This is a genomic window from Nostoc sp. UHCC 0302 (genome assembly GCF_038096175.1).
Taxonomy (GTDB): Bacteria; Cyanobacteriota; Cyanobacteriia; order Cyanobacteriales; family Nostocaceae; genus UHCC-0302.
This window is the reverse complement of sequence record NZ_CP151099.1, coordinates 6,989,047-7,005,787: the sequence shown is the minus strand read 5'-3', so window position 1 is coordinate 7,005,787 and position 16,741 is coordinate 6,989,047. Positions and strand designations below refer to the sequence as shown.

General features: G+C 41.1%; 13 protein-coding genes. 5 read left to right on the top strand and 8 right to left on the bottom strand.

What is annotated here, in order from left to right:
• Nucleotides 1-89: 89 nt before the first annotated feature.
• Together WKK05_RS30260 and WKK05_RS30255 are read right to left on the bottom strand one after the other, a co-directional pair.
• A complete protein-coding gene (locus WKK05_RS30260) occupies nt 90-815 on the bottom strand; it encodes an SDR family oxidoreductase (RefSeq protein ID WP_341526699.1) in 726 nt (241 codons plus the stop codon).
• Between the two features lie 367 nt (nt 816-1,182).
• Nucleotides 1,183-2,163 (bottom strand): acetyl-CoA carboxylase carboxyltransferase subunit alpha, encoded by a 981-nt coding sequence (locus WKK05_RS30255; RefSeq protein WP_341526698.1) that lies wholly within the window; start codon nt 2,161-2,163, stop codon nt 1,183-1,185.
• Nucleotides 2,164-2,242: 79 nt separating this feature from the next.
• On the opposite strand from WKK05_RS30255, the gene WKK05_RS30250 reads away from it, so the two are divergent.
• Complete coding sequence (locus WKK05_RS30250) at nt 2,243-2,380, top strand: hypothetical protein (protein ID WP_341526697.1); 138 nt, start codon at nt 2,243-2,245, stop codon at nt 2,378-2,380.
• On the opposite strand, the gene WKK05_RS30245 is transcribed toward WKK05_RS30250, so the two are convergent.
• Both WKK05_RS30245 and WKK05_RS30240 read right to left on the bottom strand, forming a co-directional pair.
• Entirely contained in the window at nt 2,377-3,396 is a 1,020-nt protein-coding gene (locus WKK05_RS30245; RefSeq protein ID WP_341526696.1) for a long-chain acyl-[acyl-carrier-protein] reductase, read from the bottom strand. The two genes, WKK05_RS30250 and WKK05_RS30245, sit on opposite strands and share 4 nt — an antisense overlap.
• A gap of 138 nt (nt 3,397-3,534) precedes the next feature.
• Nucleotides 3,535-4,233 (bottom strand): aldehyde oxygenase (deformylating), encoded by a 699-nt coding sequence (locus WKK05_RS30240; RefSeq protein ID WP_341526695.1) that lies wholly within the window; start codon nt 4,231-4,233, stop codon nt 3,535-3,537.
• Nucleotides 4,234-4,411: 178 nt separating this feature from the next.
• Between WKK05_RS30240 and WKK05_RS30235 the strand changes: the two genes are divergently transcribed.
• From WKK05_RS30235 to WKK05_RS30225, 3 genes are all read left to right on the top strand, one after another.
• On the top strand, nt 4,412-5,239 hold the full coding sequence (locus tag WKK05_RS30235) for a carbohydrate ABC transporter permease (protein ID WP_341526694.1): 828 nt from the start codon (nt 4,412-4,414) through the stop codon (nt 5,237-5,239).
• A 474-nt stretch (nt 5,240-5,713) separates the two neighbouring features.
• Nucleotides 5,714-6,031: a hypothetical protein gene (locus WKK05_RS30230; protein WP_341526693.1), complete on the top strand. Its 318-nt coding sequence runs from the start codon at nt 5,714-5,716 to the stop codon at nt 6,029-6,031.
• Between the two features lie 351 nt (nt 6,032-6,382).
• Nucleotides 6,383-8,749 carry a filamentous hemagglutinin N-terminal domain-containing protein gene (locus WKK05_RS30225; protein WP_341526692.1) on the top strand — a complete coding sequence of 789 codons (2,367 nt, stop codon included), beginning with the start codon at nt 6,383-6,385 and terminating at the stop codon, nt 8,747-8,749.
• Between the two features lie 110 nt (nt 8,750-8,859).
• Here WKK05_RS30225 and WKK05_RS30220 read toward each other — a convergent pair whose 3' ends face one another.
• The 4 genes from WKK05_RS30220 to WKK05_RS30205 all read right to left on the bottom strand — a co-directional run bounded on the left by WKK05_RS30220 (nt 8,860) and on the right by WKK05_RS30205 (nt 13,096).
• The gene (locus WKK05_RS30220; RefSeq protein WP_341526691.1) at nt 8,860-9,891 is read right to left on the bottom strand and encodes a hypothetical protein; all 1,032 of its coding nucleotides are present in this window, start codon (nt 9,889-9,891) and stop codon (nt 8,860-8,862) included.
• Nucleotides 9,892-10,597: 706 nt separating this feature from the next.
• The gene (locus WKK05_RS30215) at nt 10,598-10,999 is read right to left on the bottom strand and encodes a fasciclin domain-containing protein (RefSeq protein WP_341526690.1); all 402 of its coding nucleotides are present in this window, start codon (nt 10,997-10,999) and stop codon (nt 10,598-10,600) included.
• Between the two features lie 469 nt (nt 11,000-11,468).
• The gene (locus WKK05_RS30210; RefSeq protein ID WP_341526689.1) at nt 11,469-11,771 is read right to left on the bottom strand and encodes a hypothetical protein; all 303 of its coding nucleotides are present in this window, start codon (nt 11,769-11,771) and stop codon (nt 11,469-11,471) included.
• 641 nt (nt 11,772-12,412) lie between these two features.
• Nucleotides 12,413-13,096: an SDR family NAD(P)-dependent oxidoreductase gene (locus tag WKK05_RS30205; RefSeq protein WP_341526688.1), complete on the bottom strand. Its 684-nt coding sequence runs from the start codon at nt 13,094-13,096 to the stop codon at nt 12,413-12,415.
• Nucleotides 13,097-13,299: 203 nt separating this feature from the next.
• Between WKK05_RS30205 and WKK05_RS30200 the strand changes: the two genes are divergently transcribed.
• Nucleotides 13,300-16,737 carry a tetratricopeptide repeat protein gene (locus WKK05_RS30200; protein ID WP_341526687.1) on the top strand — a complete coding sequence of 1,146 codons (3,438 nt, stop codon included), beginning with the start codon at nt 13,300-13,302 and terminating at the stop codon, nt 16,735-16,737.
• Nucleotides 16,738-16,741 lie beyond the last annotated feature (4 nt).

Genomic DNA, 16,741 nt, shown 5'->3' with positions numbered 1-16,741 from the left:
CTTGGTTATGGTTTAAAAGTTGGCCATTAGTCATTGGTCATTGGTGATTTACAAATGACTAATGACTAATGACTAATGACAAAAAACTATTAGAGTGCGCCAGCACTAGGCATCAAAATCAATTCATCAATAACTGCGTGTTGTGATAACAAAACAGTGTGGAGAATTGACTGAGCAACAATTTCTGGGGTTAACATCTTTGAGCGGTCAAGGTTGGCTTTGACTGTTTCTGTGTCCCAAAGTTCAGTATTGACTGCTCCAGGACAAATAGTAGTGACGCGAATCCCATTGGCTCGTTCTTCTTGTGCCAGGGTTTGAGAAAGGGCAATTAAACCTGCTTTGCTGACACTATATGCTCCCCAATGAGGAAAGGGCTGCTTAGCGGCAATAGAGGCAACGTTGATAATTGTGCCTCTACCCTGCTCACGCATTACAGGCAAAATCCCAGTGATGCATTGAAACACGCTAGTGAGATTCAAGTTAATTACTTGTTGCCAGTCTTCTAAGGGAGTATCACTCAAAGTAGCTGTGTAGGCTATGCCAGCATTGTTTACCAGAATGTCTATTTCGCCAAAATCAAGGGCGATCGCCTGGATCTTTTCTTGTACTTGGGAAATACAAGCTAGATCCACTGCGTAAGCTTTCGCTTCGACTCCAGTCTCTTTTGCTGCTGCTGCAACCGCTTCCAACTTATCCATAGAACGGCTGACTAGAGCGACATCTATTCCTGCCTTGGCAAATACTAAAGCTGTTGCTTTGCCAATCCCACTGCTTGCCCCTGTAATCAAGGCGCGTCGTTTCTGCTCAACACTCATGGTATCTCCCAATTTTTCGGCAGTTCCCTAAGCCTATTGCCACGCAATTCTTCACATATCTCTGTTTGGATAGGTTAAACAAATCTAAAAATCCGTTGATTTTTCTGTGACGCCTGCTATACTACATTGCCAGTGTATGTATATTCTCATTTTAAATTTTTCTCAGTCACGACAGCATAATCACTTGACTGAGAAGGAATTCCGTACAATCAAAGTTGATTACTCTATACTACACAAACGACTCAATCAAGTTGAATACATTTGCTGAACACACAAATGCCTATGGCCGATCAGATTGTTAAAAATCTTTAAGCGCCATAGGCAATTATAGCATTGTGATTAATCTAATCAATCATCTCTAGTAGCGCTAGTGGGCAACTTCAGTGAAAATACCCATTTTGCGGAATTTGTCATAACGCAGCTGGCGTCGTTCTACAGGAGTTAAGCGATTGAGTTCGTCTAAATTATCCAGTAGTGCTTGCTTGAGGGTCATAGCGGCTTGCAGGGGGTCAGAGTGAGCGCCACCAGTGGGTTCAGGCAATATTTGGTCAATGATTCCTAAGTTTTTCAGGTCGTGGGAAACGATTTTTAAGGCAACAGCTGCTTGGGGGGCTTTAGCAGCATCTTTCCACAAAATAGCTGCACAGGCTTCAGGGGTGGCAACAGTATAAACTGAGTGTTCAAACATCATCAGGCGATCGCCGACACCAATACCAAGTGCGCCGCCAGAACCGCCTTCACCAATAACTGTGCAGATAATAGGCACATCAAAGCAGAACATTTCGCGCAAGTTATAAGCGATCGCTTCTCCTTGACCTTGATGTTCGGCTTCCACGCCAGACCAAGCTCCTGGTGTGTCGATGAAAGTTAAAATCGGCATGGAAAACTTATTGGCGTGTTCCATCAACCGCAGCGCTTTGCGGTAGCCGCCAGGATAAGGCATTCCAAAGTTACGGGCAATATTATCTTTGGTATCACGACCTTTTTGATGACCTAACATCACCACGGGTTGCCCACCCAAACGTCCGACACCACCGACCAAAGCCGGATCGTCACCACCACAGCGATCGCCATGTAACTCCATCCATTCATCACTAATTGCTTGGATGTAATCAAGAGTACTAGGGCGGCGGGGATGCCTTGCGACTTGCAGTCGTTGAGATGGTGATAGACTAGTAAAAATTTCCTCACGCAGTTGCATAGCGCGTGATTCTAGTTGACGGATTTGACCAGAAACATCAACGCCATTTTCTTCTGCAAGTTGCCGAATCTGCTCAATCCGAGTTGCCAGTTCTGCTAGCGGCTTTTCAAAATCCAACAGTAGCGGTTTACGCTCGGTAGTTGCCATTGTAGAAGTTATGAGTTAAGAGTTATGAGTTTTTAGTGTTGAGTTAATTGTTAGTTGTCAGCTGTCAGTTAGTTCTTTTATGCATTTACTACTGACTATTGACCCTACGGGTTCACCAGTTACTCGTGGGGAGCCGCCCAAAGCACTGCTTCCCCATCGCCCTTGGCGTCTCCCATTGGGAGAAGACCACACTGGTTCACAACTGCCTCATGACTAAACTAGCAGAGGTCTAAATCCGTGTTTGATCGACACTTTCCCAATCTGCTCCATTTTGTCTACAGTAATCTGATTTCGCCCCCAGGAAAAGTTCGTGTATAACTTCTCAAATTCCAGCAGCATTGATTCAGCAAAACAAGCAAATAACTGGCGTGCGGGTACATCCATATTGACGATTTTCATAATTTTCCAGTCAATATCTAGGGAATGTTCTACAATTCCACCATTTAACACGTGTACACCGGGATGCTGAATTTTCATTGCTAAGTTTTTAGGATAGCCACCATCTATCAGCAGACAGGGTTGTTTTAAAACCTTGGGGTCAATTTCTACGCCTTTGGGCATACTAGCTACCCAAACTACAACATCAGCTTGAGGTAATGCTTCGCTCAAACCCATAATTTTCCCTCGCCCCAGTTCGTCTTGTAACAGTTGAAGACGTTCTTGGTTACGGGCGATGAGCAAGAGTTCTTTAACATCTGTTTTTGCATCTAGCCAGCGTGTAACTGCACTGCCGATATCTCCAGTCGCCCCACATACAGCAACAGTTGCATTCTTGAGTTCAATTCCTAATTGTTTCGATGCTTCTTCTACCTGCCGACAAATAATATAGGCGGTATGTGTATTTCCTGTAGTGAAGCGCTCAAACTCTAATTTAATGTTGCGGACTTGGTTAAACTGCTCCAACTTAAAGTTTTCAAAAATAATTGAAGAAAAACCACCTAGAGCCGTGATATTTATACCATGCTTCTGGGCGTGGGCCATGGCATTTAGGATTTTGCGTGTCGCTGCTTTGATGCGGCGACTAGCTAGCATCTCTGGTAAAAAGCAAGATTCTACATACCGTCCTTCGATTTTCTGCCCAGTTACACTGGTAACGGTGATGTTATCAACAATTTGCGGTGGGGCGCTACACCAAAAATCTAGCCCTTGATCGGCATATTCTGGGAATCCCAATTCTTGAGCTACCGCTTGAGCGTGTTCCAAACTAGTCAGATGTCCAATTAAACCAAACATGTATTATTGTATTAGGCTTGTACTGCCTCAAAAGCGTGGGGTTATTAGTTATAGTTAGAAGTTAGGCGTAGAGACACGATTAATCGCGTCTATACAGGAGTTAAGAGTATAATATATAACTCATAACCCCCGAACTTTTTAAGCTCCTGTCAGTCCGTAAGCTGACAAGCGCATGATGTCGCGAGTAGTGAAACCGATATTACTTAACGCTTCACCGTACTGGATCATAAAGTCTTCCACCAAAGCATCTTTTGCCATTGCCATTGTGTGGGCGTCGCCTTCAACTTGGTTGAGCATTCTCCAGACAATAGGCAGGTTTTGGCGATTTGCTTCCTCTAGTTCAGCTTTTGATTCTGCAAAGTGTTCTTTTAACCAAACTTCTCCAAAGTTGAGGTGACTGTATTCGTCTTTCACCACTCCTTCAGTAATCTTGCGAGCAAAACTGTCAGCAACGGGAATGTAAATGTTATACGCTGCGATCGCAAAACATTCGATAATCAAAGACTGAATCAACAAGCAAGTGACGACTTTACCTTCTGCCGCTGCCTTTTGGAAATTTTGGTGTAGTCCAGAGAAAAATTCCTTGGCAAATTGCAAATCTGGGGTTACCTCTAAATTGCGTCCACAAGCTTCAAATCCTTTCTTGTGGCGGCTTTCCATCTTGGAGAGGCGAATTAGTTCATCTTGATGTTCCGGCAGATGTTGGGCTAGTGTGATGTAATTTTCATGAGCTTCTTGTTCCCCTTCAATCACGATCGCATTAATCCGGCTATAGGCATCTTTGTAGGTTTCGCTTTTGAAATCAAGTTCTTCAAATTGGTCTGTAAGCTGCTGCATAGTATGTTTACTCCTGTAAACTTGATTTATTTAATACCAGAGTTAAATTTACCCTATGAACTTAGAGTAACAAGCACTGTGGTTTAATTTAACTTAACAAGTCGCTATCTTTATAGATTAGCTTTTGCTGGGGACGATGCTCTAGTACTAGAGAAACAAATGCTTTGCAGCTCAACTCATGTCCAAACCCAACCTGAATCAGAAATCTAGCAATTTTTTGAGCCTAGTAGTGCTATTACTGGGGGCATTTATCGTCCTACTACCGTTGCTTGTGGTTTTTCTCACCTCCTTTGCATCTCCTGGAGCAGCTTTAGAAGTTTTACCAAAAAATAGCTGGTCTTTAGCTAATTACCGCGAAGCATGGCAGCGAGGTAAATTTTTGCTGGCGTTTGCTAATTCTACCTTGGTAGCGATCGCTGTAACGGCGTTTCAGATTGTCACTTCCGCATTGGCAGGTTACGCCCTAGCACGGCTAAAGTTCCGGGGACGCCAAGCACTGCTACTGGTTGTCTTGGCAACTTTGGTAATTCCCTTTCAGTTGTTGGTAATTCCAATATTTTTGGTATTAAAGTGGGGACACCTAATTAACACTTACGGAGCGTTAATTTTACCAACTGCTGTCAACGGCTTTGGTATTTTCTTATTACGTCAGTATTTCCAAACAATTCCTGTGGAGTTGGAGGAAGCCGCAGCCATAGACGGGGCGAACCGACTGCAAATTTTGTGGCGAGTGATGTTACCTTTAGCACGTCCTGCTTTGGTAACGTTGTTTTTGTTCACCTTTATCGGCGAATGGAACGATTTGTTTAAGCCTTTGGTGTTTACGACACGCCCAGAATTAAGAACTGTGCAGTTAGCACTAGCAGAGTTTCAGGAGCAATTTACGAACAATTGGCCTTTGATGATGGCAGCAGTCACAATTGCCACAGTTCCAGTGATGGTATTATTTCTTATAGGTCAGCGTCAGTTTATTCGGGGTATTGCCACAACGGGGATTAAGAACTAAGTCAGGAAAGTTGGCAAAGATGTGAAGTGGACGAAAAATTTAGGTGTTCCACTATTCTTTATCAGCCTCTTCAACGGACTAAATATGATTAAACAAATATTAATTAATAGTTAATAAACTTTGTCTTAATTAATTCTGTTGACTAAGCAGCAAATAACAATCAGATTCATGAAATTCTAACTAAAATTTACTAGAAAAGCATGAATATTGGTGACATCATGTATAATTCTACCACGTAAGCTGCATCGCAAATTAATTAGAGTTAATTTGAGAGAGCTTTACAACTTAATTTTTTCATACCCTTCTACAAACTGTATTCTTTAGCCTTTATTACCAACATTGGGTAACAGATTTTAGTCAATAAAACTCTGTTTTTAATATGGTATAAATATGGTTCGCATTGGGTAGAAACTCTTTTAATTAGTAAATTACATCTAAGTTCATACATCTACCAGCCTGCAAGGAAAAAAATCCATGACTTTTCAACCATCAGAATCAAGACCCCTAGATGCGGAGACATTAAAACAGTTACAAAGCGAGATTCAACAGGAAGTGCGTGCGAGCTTAAAAAACGTTGACTTCGGTAATCTGCTTCAAAAATATGGAATATCAGGAGACGATATCCTGCAATTTGAGTGCAATCTAGACCTAACTAAGGTTTCATTGAGTAGTACTCTTGATGCACTGGAGGACGCTCTTGGTTCAAAATTAAATCTAGGTAAGTATAGCGTGCTGGCAGATTGCTGGTGTCCAAAGATAGGTGTTTGTCCTTGCCCTTGCCCCAAGATATGAATCAATTGAGAATCAAGAGAATAACATTACCTTATAAAACCTAGTATCTCGGAAGTGATTTCATGGAATTGGAGGCTAACTCTCAATAAGTAAGCTGCCAGTAGTGAAGTTGCCGAATCTTCCTAATGAACACCTTATTTCAGTTATTTGGAATATAGGTTGTAGGTTGCTCGTAGGGACATAAAATATTTGTGTCCCTACTTTTTATTGTTTATGAAGTGAAACTCTGTGTTTATTTGAAAAAAGTAAAATGCTGATTACCCATTTTGATATAGTCTATTTAGTTATAGGTTTAGCAAGACTGTTGTTTGCTGAGCAAATTTTACTTGTTTGGACAAAGTGATATCAAGTATGAGTAATTTTTGGACTTGGTGTCAAGAGCTAGGTGTTGTAATAGTTAGCGCAATAGCTTTTTCTGGAAACTCTGCTGTTGCTCAAATCGCTCAGGATGGTACTCTACCCGTCAATTCTCAAATTAATCAACAGAGCCAAACTATTACAATTATTGAAGGTGGAACCTTATCGCAAAATGGACGTAATCTGTTCCACAGTTTTAAAGATTTTTCTATACCTGATAGAACTACAGTTCAATTTAATAATATTGAAAGTGTTCAGAACATTATAAGCCGAGTAACAGGTAAATCTGTTTCTAATATTGAAGGCACTATTAAAGCTCAACACACAGCTAACTTGTTTTTAATCAATCCCAACGGGATTATTTTTGGCCCTAATGCTTCTCTACAAATAGGTGGTTCCTTTGTGGCAAGTACAGCCAGTAGTCTGAACTTTGACGATGGAACTAAATTTAGTGCCACAGATCCCAAAACTACATCTTTACTGAAAGTAAGTGTACCTGTTGGCTTACAATTTGGGGCAACTGTGGCTCCCATCAGCAATCAATCCCAAGCTAGTAGTTCCGATGGTACAACAACTAATGTCTTAGGAGAACCTGTTGGTTTACAGGTAAAGCCTGGTAAAACCTTAGCACTTGTAGGTGGTGATATCAAGCTAGAGGGTGGAAACTTAACAGCAGAGTCGGGACGAATTGAACTAGGAAGTGTTGCAGGTAATAGTCTAGTTAAACTAAATCTCACGAACCAAACCTGGATTCTAGGATATGAAAATGTCCGCAGTTTCCAAGACATTCAAATAAATCAGCGAACTGTTAATGGTGTTAAATTTTCATCTCAGGTAGATACTAGTGGTGACGCTGGGGGTAGTATCCACTTACAAGGTAAGACAGTGGCACTCAGTGGTTATCTTGCACGCTTGCTAAGTCTAACTACAAGTGAGGGAGATGGTAAAGGCATAAATATTACTAGTGACAACCTCATTCTTGAGGATAGCGCACAGGTAATTACTTCCACTTTAAGTAACGGTAAGGGAGGAAATTTGACAGTAAATGCCTCTAAGTCTGTAGACTTGATAGCAGGCTATACCTTACCAAGTGTTTATACTGGATTGTTTAGTCAAACTTTTGCTGATGGAAATGCAGGTAACATCAGGATAAACACTGGAAGATTACGTATTCAAAACGGAGCGCAGGTATTAGCAGGCTCTGGTTTTTTAGAAGCGAACTCACAATTATTACCCGCTACAGGTGATGGAGGGAATGTAACAGTGAATGCTTCTAAGTCAGTAGAGCTGATTGGAACTTCACCAATAGATAATCCTAGTAGCTTGTCGGCTAGAACTCTAGAATATGGAAATGGGGGAAAAGTTAACATCACAACTGACCAATTGATTGTCAGGGACGGAGCTGAAGTAACTGTAAATGTTAACGTTCCACAGAATGTAATTCCTCTTGGGGATACAAGTAAGTTAGGAACACCAGGCGCACTAGAGATAACGGCTAACTCTATACTTCTAGACAATAAAGGCAAACTTTCTGCTGAAACTGACTTAGGTCAAGGCGGGGATATTACGCTCAATGTGCAAGACTTATTATTAATGCGCCGCAACAGTCAAATATCTACGAATGCAGGTACAGCTAGGGCTGGTGGAGATGGCGGTAATATCAACATCAATGCACCTAATGGTTTCATCGTCGCTGCGCCTTTAGAAAATGGCGATATCACTGCCAATGCTTTCTCTGGTTCTGGTGGTAAAGTCACAATCAACGCTAAAAGCATATTTGGATTTACGCCACGTACACGTGCAGACTTAGTGAGACTCTTGCAAACTGAAGATTCAACAAAATTAGACCCAAGCCAGCTGCAAACGAACGATATCACGGCGTTTTCTCAGGAAAATACCTCATTAAGTGGCACAATTCAAATCAATTCACCGGATGTTGATCCTAGTAAAGGATTAGTAGAATTACCAGTAAATTTAGTTGATGTTTCGCAGCAAATTGCTGCTAGCTGTGATTCTGGCGAAAAAATAGCAAAAGGTTCATTTATTGCCACTGGACGTGGTGGAATAGCATCTAGCCCCATAGAGCCATTGACAGCTGATGCAGTGCTGGTAGATTGGATAACGCTGGAGCCTGAGCAAGAGAGCCGTGCTGAAAGTATTCAGAATAGAGTAATCGTTGAAGAACAGCAGAACACAGAAGGAAATGCACAAAAAGTTAGTTTAGTCAATAAATCTAGTGAAATTGTGGAAGCCCAAGGGTGGGTTGTGGATGCTAATGGTAATGTGGTTCTAGTCGCTCAAGCACCAACTGTAACGCCCCATAGTTCCGCGCTCAATGTGGCATCTTGCGCTGTGCGCTAGGAAGTAGGAGCAGAGTGGATAATAAATATTGACTCTTGACTGTACAGACGCGTAGACGCTCGAAGAGTGGCTTCTCGTAAGAGTATAATCGCGTCTCTACTCCTGACTGGCTAATTTGTTTCTTGGATTTGCAGGCGGACAGTATGTTCAGTTGCGCCGCTGAGTTGCAATTCCATGATTTCGCCACCGAGAGGTTCCAAGCAAGTCAAGAGCGATCGCAAATTCGGTGTACTTGCACCAGTATCAACATATAATCTATCTGCTAAATTACCAATGCGTTTCCAAGTCATGTATAACTTGGCGATCGTTTGTTCTATTTGGGATGCTTGATTTACTAAGTCAGCAGCTACGCTCAAACAGCCGACTCTTTGAGCTTCTTCTAGGGCTGTTTCAATATCTATATCTTCTTGTGTGAGTGCCTGAACTTGCGCCGCAGATTTCAGATATTTTGCTAGATAACGGGCTTCTGTGGTTACCTGTTTGAGGGTATCGATATCTGGATTGGCAGCGATTTCTTTTTGGATGAATTTTTGGTGAGATTCTGGCAGTTTTTCCATTTCCTTCACCAAAGGGGCAATGTAGCGCGGCGGAAGTGTGTTATCTGCTGCTTTTATTTTTACTGGTTCGGGTAACAAATCTGAGGACATCGCTGTCCATTCATCTGTGAGTTGACGCACTTCTCGCCTAGTGATGCGATCGCCTTTTTGCGCGGCCTCACTCACCATCTGTTGCACTTCTGGGGATGATTTGGATGTTTCGACAAAAGCCCGTTTGCTAAAGTTATTTACTGCTCCTGCATCAAGTTTTCCTTCTTCTAAAAGCGTATCAGCACTATTAGCTAGTTGAATCCAAGCATAGGCCTGGCTTTTACTGATTTCCCTTTCTTTGAGCCATCTGAGAAAGCCAGTACCGCGACCGTCGCCGCCCTTTTTTTCTCTATCGCGGATAGACCGGAGAATGCGCCCCCGCCAGATTTCGGTTTGCAGATCGAAGCGATCGCATACTTGCCAAGCTACATCAAGCTGCTGTTGAAAATCTGACTCCAGAATCTGATCATCTTCAGGATCGGGTAGTTCAAAGGTAAGGTCTGCTGGCTGTTGTAAAGCAGCAGCAAGGTCGTTGATAGAGTCGGTATCTTGCACGATTGATAGCTAACTAGTGTATGCGACCGGCTTATTATGGCACAATCTGAGTACTTGAGTGGTGAGATAAACTCAAATTTCCTTTAGTTCATTTGTATTAACTACTATTGTTTCACCTTCAGAAGTGTTAAGGGCTTACGCAAGCGTCATATTTTTTTCGTGGAGGTTGTCCAGAGTCAAAAAGTCAAAAGTCAAGGTTTTTTGACCCTTGACCATTGACTCTTATACCAGAAAATATGTGCGCCAGTTGCGTAAGTCCTGGCGTTAATAGGTTTTAGAAACTGTTTAACTAAAGTACAATACTTTTTCTAAATAAAAAAGAATCACAACTCTCACTTCTTCTCGAAGATAAAGTCAGTGACTTCTTTTACTTCTAATTTCAATTAAACCTGTATCTAAAAGAATGTGTTTTAATATTTTTATCTTCACTAAACCGATTTTATGGTGTATTAAACTTAGCCCTATACGCAATACAAACGTGACGAATCAACGTTAGAGAAATCTTAATTAAGATGCAAGAACCCCGCTTTCTTAGAGAAACTGGGGTTCTGACACTTTCAATTCTCACCAATCAAATAAGATTGCTATGCTAAAGAATTTTACACTGGTAGAAATTTTCTAAAGCATAGATACACAACAGGATTAATCAGAATTGTAGATCAAACAAAGTATTAGTATTTGCTTCATCTACGATTCTAAAATTCAGTTATGCAGGAATCAATACTGTATCGATGACGTGGATAACACCGTTATCAGCAGCAACATCTGGTGTTGCAACAGTCGCATCATTTATTTTGACACCATTAGAAGCGTCAATTTTTACATCAGATCCTTCAACAGTAGTAGCTGATTTCAGCTTAACTACATCAGCAGCTAATACTTTACCTGAAACTACATGATAAGTCAGGATTTTCTTGAGCTTTGGAATGTCCTTGAGTAAAGCGTCAACTGTTCCTGCTGGAAGCTTATTAAATGCTTCATCAGTAGGTGCAAAAACGGTGAATGGGCCAGGGCCTTTGAGGGTATCCACAAGACCAGCAGCTTTGACAGCAGCAACTAAAGTGTTAAAAGAGCCAGCGCTTACAGCAGTATCAACAATATCAGCCATATGTTTTGATTAACTTATTTACATTTCGTTACGAATGTAATCTTCTTTACAAGAAACAGTATCTATCTTTAGGCATATCTCTAATAGATTTAATACAAAATAATCAAATGTCTGCCTATTCAATTAATGAAAATTTTGTATGATTGTGTTAATTTATAATTTAATTAAAATGAAGTTAAGCTTTAATTAAAAATTGATTTTAGAATTGAAGTAAACTGGTCTATGAATCTGAAAAACTCTGTATACAGCAGAATAAAGGCATTAGCCGTCAGCAGCCACAAATATCAGGTTAGGATAGTTAGAATATTTAGATTATTTAGGGAATTAGGGAAAAACTTTATTAATAAATTAGTAATCATCTAGTTTATTAATTCTAATTTTATAACTAATAAATTTTGAATTATTACGTACTAGGATATTAATTTTATCAAAACTAATCTTTTTCCTAGTACGCAGATATCGATTCATTTTATTGAATAAAATCTTGATGAGCAGCTACAAGCATTTGTGCTTGCCTTAAAACGTTACCAAACAAATAAGTAGGAATCTGCCAAGCTGCTACTGTAATTTCTTTTGTAATGTCCTGTACACTAATTGCTATTAATTCATGCTCTGGTGGTTCTCCTTCAATTGCTCCAGACCAAGTAAAAGCTAATAAAAAATCGTCGTATCCAGGTAAAGATGCAATTAAACATTCTTCTGGTGTTGCGTGGCAATTAATTCCGTGTTCATTTGCCAATGCTACTAGTTTCTGGAAGCTTTTTATCGTCATTTGCCTTCTATTGGATTTTTGCACATGAGTATCCTAAGAACAACCTACTTGTCTAATCTATGAAGACTTAGGTGTCTGCTTAGAGCCAGGAGTTCTTAAGATTTTATTTGAGGAAATACGGGAATATTACCGCGAGCAATTGCTTCTATCAGCAACAATTGCTACTATTTTAGCCAAAGCATTATGAATAAATATTATAGAACGTGTAAAGCTTTCTACTTTTAATTATCAAGATAGTTGAGAAATTAGAATGCTGTTTGCTTGATAAAAGCGATTATGTTTAGTTTGGTAACAAGTGACCATTAGAAACTAACAAGATTACAAGCAGGCAATGCATGAAGACTCTTTTAAACTTGAAGTCTGAGTGTTTGTAAATGCAGAAAATTGAACATCCTTACTTTTATGAAAATATATTACCCAATCACACAATAACTGAGCTTCTTTTCTCAAAAGCCAACATAATACCAATTCAATTAATGATTACAACACATCCTTGGATGAAGACGCGATGAATCGCGTCTCTACGGATGGTCTATTTGTCACATTCTTTTTTCAAATTGGTATAACTTCACAGAAAGCTTCACTATACTGTACTCGCTTATCTATTACAGTTAGATAATTATGTTATTTTTGGAAGTCTCTTATGTAGGAACAGTTAAAGGAATTCCATTATCTGTGGATTTTAAGTTAAGTATGAAGGGAACAGCTTTCAATACCCAATCAAAAACGGGTGTGTAATCAGCAGCTTCTTCCCCAAAGCAAATATCTAACATATCAGTATGAATGATTCCAGGATTGAGAGGAATAGCAGCCATTCCCCTAGGCAGTTCCTGTGCTAACGAACGAGTCAACCCTTCTATCGCCCACTTGGAAGCGCAATAAGATGCCACCATCTCAGAAGTAGAACGTCCCCAGCCTGAGCTAAAGTTAACAATAATGCCACTTTTCTTCTCTACCATAGCCGGAACAAAGTGGTGAATTATATGAATAACTCCTTTAATGTTGATATCAATCAGTTGTGAAATTTCTGATATTGGAATCTGCCACAGAGGCGCTAAGTTATTAATGATTGCTGCATTGTTAATCAAAATATCTGGTGCTTCGTATTCGCTGAGTAAACGTTCCGCCCAAGCTTTAACTTGTTGATTATCTGCAACATCTACAGCAGAAAAACTGTGAGGTGAGCCAAACTTCTGGCGTAATTTGTCTACTGCTTTTTGAGAACGAGCGCAACCAATGACAGTATGCCCTTGATGGATAAACTGCTCGGTCATAGCATAACCTAAACCCCGACTAACACCAGTAATTAAGATCAGCTTAGTCATATTTTTCCCTCGGCGCTGTTCTAACCATTGCCTGCATATTACTAAAATTTAGCGATCGCAACCTCTCAACCCAAGCCACAATAATATAACTCGTAAAATAACAATACATTTTCCCCAACTGCGCTGAACAGAACATAATCTACAAATAGCAGGATTCGTCTCGGCGTAATTCTGACTGTAACTAAATCGTGGGTTGAGGAAGAATGAGGATAAACCACAAGTCGCAGCGGATTTTATGGTGTTTGCTAGCCAGTTTTTCCCGCTACAGCTTAACTTTTTTGCTAACTGTGGTTTTGCTGTCTGATGCAGTTGGGGCAATACCGAGAAATGCAAGATGGCAGATAGCACAACAGTCAGTAACAACGCAAGATGCAAAACGAGCCTCGGCGCGGGAACTGTTGACACAAGCGCAAAAACTTGATGAGCAAGGCACGGTAGAATCTAAACGACAGGCGATCGCAAAATATCAACAAGCAGTTAAAATCTGGCAAGAAATCGGCGAGCACAATTTGACAACTACGATATTACAAAGAATTGGCAGCCTCTACTTTCAATTAGGCGAGACGAAAAAGGCAATCGAATCATACAATCAAACTCTAAATATTCAAGTTGCTGAGAAAGATTTGATTGGACAAGCTGATACTCTCAACACTATCGGCAGAATCTACACCGAATTGGGCGAACCACAAAAAGCATTAAACTCCTTAAATCAGGCTTTAGAAATCCAACGCACTAGGAAGGATTTAGTTGGACAAGCTAATAACCTAACCTTCATTGGTGCAGTCTATTTGTCTTTAGGCGAAAATCAAAAAACACTTGTGTTTTTAAACCAAGCGCTGGAACTACAACGCCAAGCCCAAAGAAATTTATCTGGAACAGCCCTGGCGTTGAACCTGACTCAGCAAGCTTCTACTCTGATGGTGATTGCTGGAACCTATAATGCATTAGGGGAATCTCAGAAGGCTTTAGATTACTATAACCAAACGCGATCGCTCTTGCAAAAATTGGGTAATCGCAATGCAGAAGCTGAAGTTCTCAACCAAATTAGCTTTGTCTACGAATCTTTGGGCGAAAAGCAAAAAGCCCTCGATTCTTTGAACCAAGCACTTGTGCTTCAAAGCGCTAATCAAAATCGCGCGAGAAAAGCCTTCACCCTCAGTAACATCGCAGGAATTTATCAATCATTGGGGGATTATCAGCAAGCGCTCAACTCATACAATCAAGCACTGGATTTATGCCGTCAGGTTGGCGATCGCTCCACAGAAGCATCTATACTCAAGGGTATCGCTTTAGTATACAGTTCACTGGGTGATTATACTTTAAGTGTTGAAACTTATAATCAAGCACTAACGATATTTAAGAGCATAGGCGATCGCGGCCAAGAAGCTCAAACTTTAGACAGCATTGGCAGCGTTTACCGAGTCACGGAAGATTATCCCAAAGCTTTAGATAATTACAACCAAGCGCTGAAATTATGGCGTGAACAAGGGGCTGTTTTTCAAGAATTCGGCACACTTACAGGCGTTATTAGGGCTTATGAGTCATTAAAGGATTATCCGAAAGCACTTGAGGCTGCAAACCAAGCGCTTTTATTAGCACGCCAACAAAAAAGCAGTTTTACCGAAGCCTCTGCCCTGGCGTTTTTAGGTAGGATATACCAAGCGTCGGGTGATTATCAAAAAGCACTGTCATTCTCTCAACAGGCTGTAGCTGGAATGCAGAAGTTTGGGCGTCGAGATGCAGCAGCTAAGGTTTTAGGTAATATTGGCGATACTTACAATTCATTAAAACAATCCCAACAAGCGATCGCAACTTACAATCAACAATTAATATTGCAGAGAAGGTTAGGCGATCGTACAGGTGAAGCTGACGCATTGTATAATCTTGCGGTTACAGAACGCACTAGAGGTAATCTCAACGCCGCTCTTCCCCAAATAGAAGCAACAATTAAAATCGTTGAGGATACACGTAGCAAAGTCACCAGCGAAGAACTGCGTACTTCCTACTTTGCAACTGTGCAGAAGTATTACGAGTTCTACATTGACCTGTTGATGCAATTACACAAGCAAAACCCATCAAAAGGATACGATGCGTTAGCACTGCAAGCAAGTGAACGTTCTCGCGCCAGAGGTTTGGTAGAACTGTTAACAGAAGCCAATGTAGATATTAAAAAAGACGTTGACACGAAGCTACTAGCAGAAGAAACCAATTTGCAATGGCGCATCGATGCCAAAGAGAAAAAACTTTCACAGCTAGCCAATCAAGATAGTACTCCCAAACAATTAACAGACCTGACCGAAGAAATTAAAAACCTCCTGAATCAGCAGCAACAGCTCAAGATAAAAATTCGCAGCCAAAATCCTGAGTACGCCGCACTAAAGTATCCTGACCCCATCACCTTAAAAGAAATTCAGCAGCAACTAGATAAAGATACCCTGCTATTAGAGTATTCTTTGGGCAAAGAACGCAGCTATCTGTGGGCAGTTACACCCAATTCTCTCAATAGTTATGAACTTCCTGGACGCGAACAAATAGAAAAAGTGGCAAAGAATTTATACAGCTACTTAAAAAACCGCAGAATGCAGAGAGTATCTGGTGAAGCAACAGCTCAACCTACTGAGGAACTCAGTAAGCTTATCCTTGCACCCGTAGCTGAGAAGTTGGGGCAGAAACGCCTATTAATTGTTGGTGATGAGGCTTTGCAATATATTCCTTTTGCAGCATTAAATGACCTAACCCCCCCTTCCCTGGTAGGGAAGGGGGAGCAAGTTCAACTCCCCTCCCCTACTAGGGGAGGGGTTGGGGGAGAGGTCTATCAGCCATTGGTAGTCAATCATGAAATTATTAATCTGCCTTCCGCCTCTACTATTGCCATTCTCCGCAAAGAACTCAAAGGACGCACCAAAGCACCGAAAAATCTCGCTGTCCTTGCTGACCCGGTATTCAGTGCTGAGGATGAGAGAGTTTCTATCAAACCATCAAATATTACCAATGACCCCGACATTCAACTACAAGCCTCTGCCCTGAAGCGGTCTGTTAGCAATATCAACCTCGGCAATATGGAACGGCTCAAAGGCACTCGTACTGAAGCGCAGGAGATTCTCAAACTAGTGCCGTCATCAGATGAGCTACAAGCTTTGGATTTTGATGCTAATTACAACTGGGCAACTAGTAAACAACTAAGTCAATACCGCATAGTTCACTTTGCTACCCACGGCTTGGTTGACAGCAACGACCCAGAATTATCTGGGATAGTGCTTTCTCTGGTTGACAAACAAGGCAGACCCCAGAGAGGTCTTCTGCGACTCGATGATATCTTCAATCTCAACTTACCCGCAGAGTTAGTAGTTCTAAGTGCTTGTAAAACTGGGCTGGGTAAAGAAGTGAAGGGAGAAGGATTAGTAGGATTGACAAGAGGATTAATGTATGCAGGTACAGCTAGGGTTGTAGTGTCTTTATGGAATGTTGATGATGAGGCGACATCGTTGTTAATGCAGAAATTTTACAACCAAATGTTGCAGCGTGGGTTATCTCCAGCCGCCGCCCTCAGAGCCGCACAACTCCAATTATGGCAACAGGAACAGTGGCGTGATCCTTATTCTTGGGCAGGTTTTACCTTACTTGGGGAATGGCGGGAATAGGGAT

Bases quoted from the DNA above. Each gene is read 5' to 3' on its own strand.
- WKK05_RS30260 (WP_341526699.1), bottom strand. From the start codon at position 815: ATGAGTGTTGAGCAGAAACGACGCGCCTTGATTACAGGGGCAAGCAGT.
- WKK05_RS30255 (WP_341526698.1), bottom strand. From the start codon at position 2,163: ATGGCAACTACCGAGCGTAAACCGCTACTGTTGGATTTTGAAAAGCCG.
- WKK05_RS30250 (WP_341526697.1), top strand. From the start codon at position 2,243: ATGCATTTACTACTGACTATTGACCCTACGGGTTCACCAGTTACTCGT.
- WKK05_RS30245 (WP_341526696.1), bottom strand. From the start codon at position 3,396: ATGTTTGGTTTAATTGGACATCTGACTAGTTTGGAACACGCTCAAGCG.
- WKK05_RS30240 (WP_341526695.1), bottom strand. From the start codon at position 4,233: ATGCAGCAGCTTACAGACCAATTTGAAGAACTTGATTTCAAAAGCGAA.
- WKK05_RS30235 (WP_341526694.1), top strand. From the start codon at position 4,412: ATGTCCAAACCCAACCTGAATCAGAAATCTAGCAATTTTTTGAGCCTA.
- WKK05_RS30230 (WP_341526693.1), top strand. From the start codon at position 5,714: ATGACTTTTCAACCATCAGAATCAAGACCCCTAGATGCGGAGACATTA.
- WKK05_RS30225 (WP_341526692.1), top strand. From the start codon at position 6,383: ATGAGTAATTTTTGGACTTGGTGTCAAGAGCTAGGTGTTGTAATAGTT.
- WKK05_RS30215 (WP_341526690.1), bottom strand. From the start codon at position 10,999: ATGGCTGATATTGTTGATACTGCTGTAAGCGCTGGCTCTTTTAACACT.
- WKK05_RS30210 (WP_341526689.1), bottom strand. From the start codon at position 11,771: ATGACGATAAAAAGCTTCCAGAAACTAGTAGCATTGGCAAATGAACAC.
- WKK05_RS30205 (WP_341526688.1), bottom strand. From the start codon at position 13,096: ATGACTAAGCTGATCTTAATTACTGGTGTTAGTCGGGGTTTAGGTTAT.
- WKK05_RS30200 (WP_341526687.1), top strand. From the start codon at position 13,300: ATGAGGATAAACCACAAGTCGCAGCGGATTTTATGGTGTTTGCTAGCC.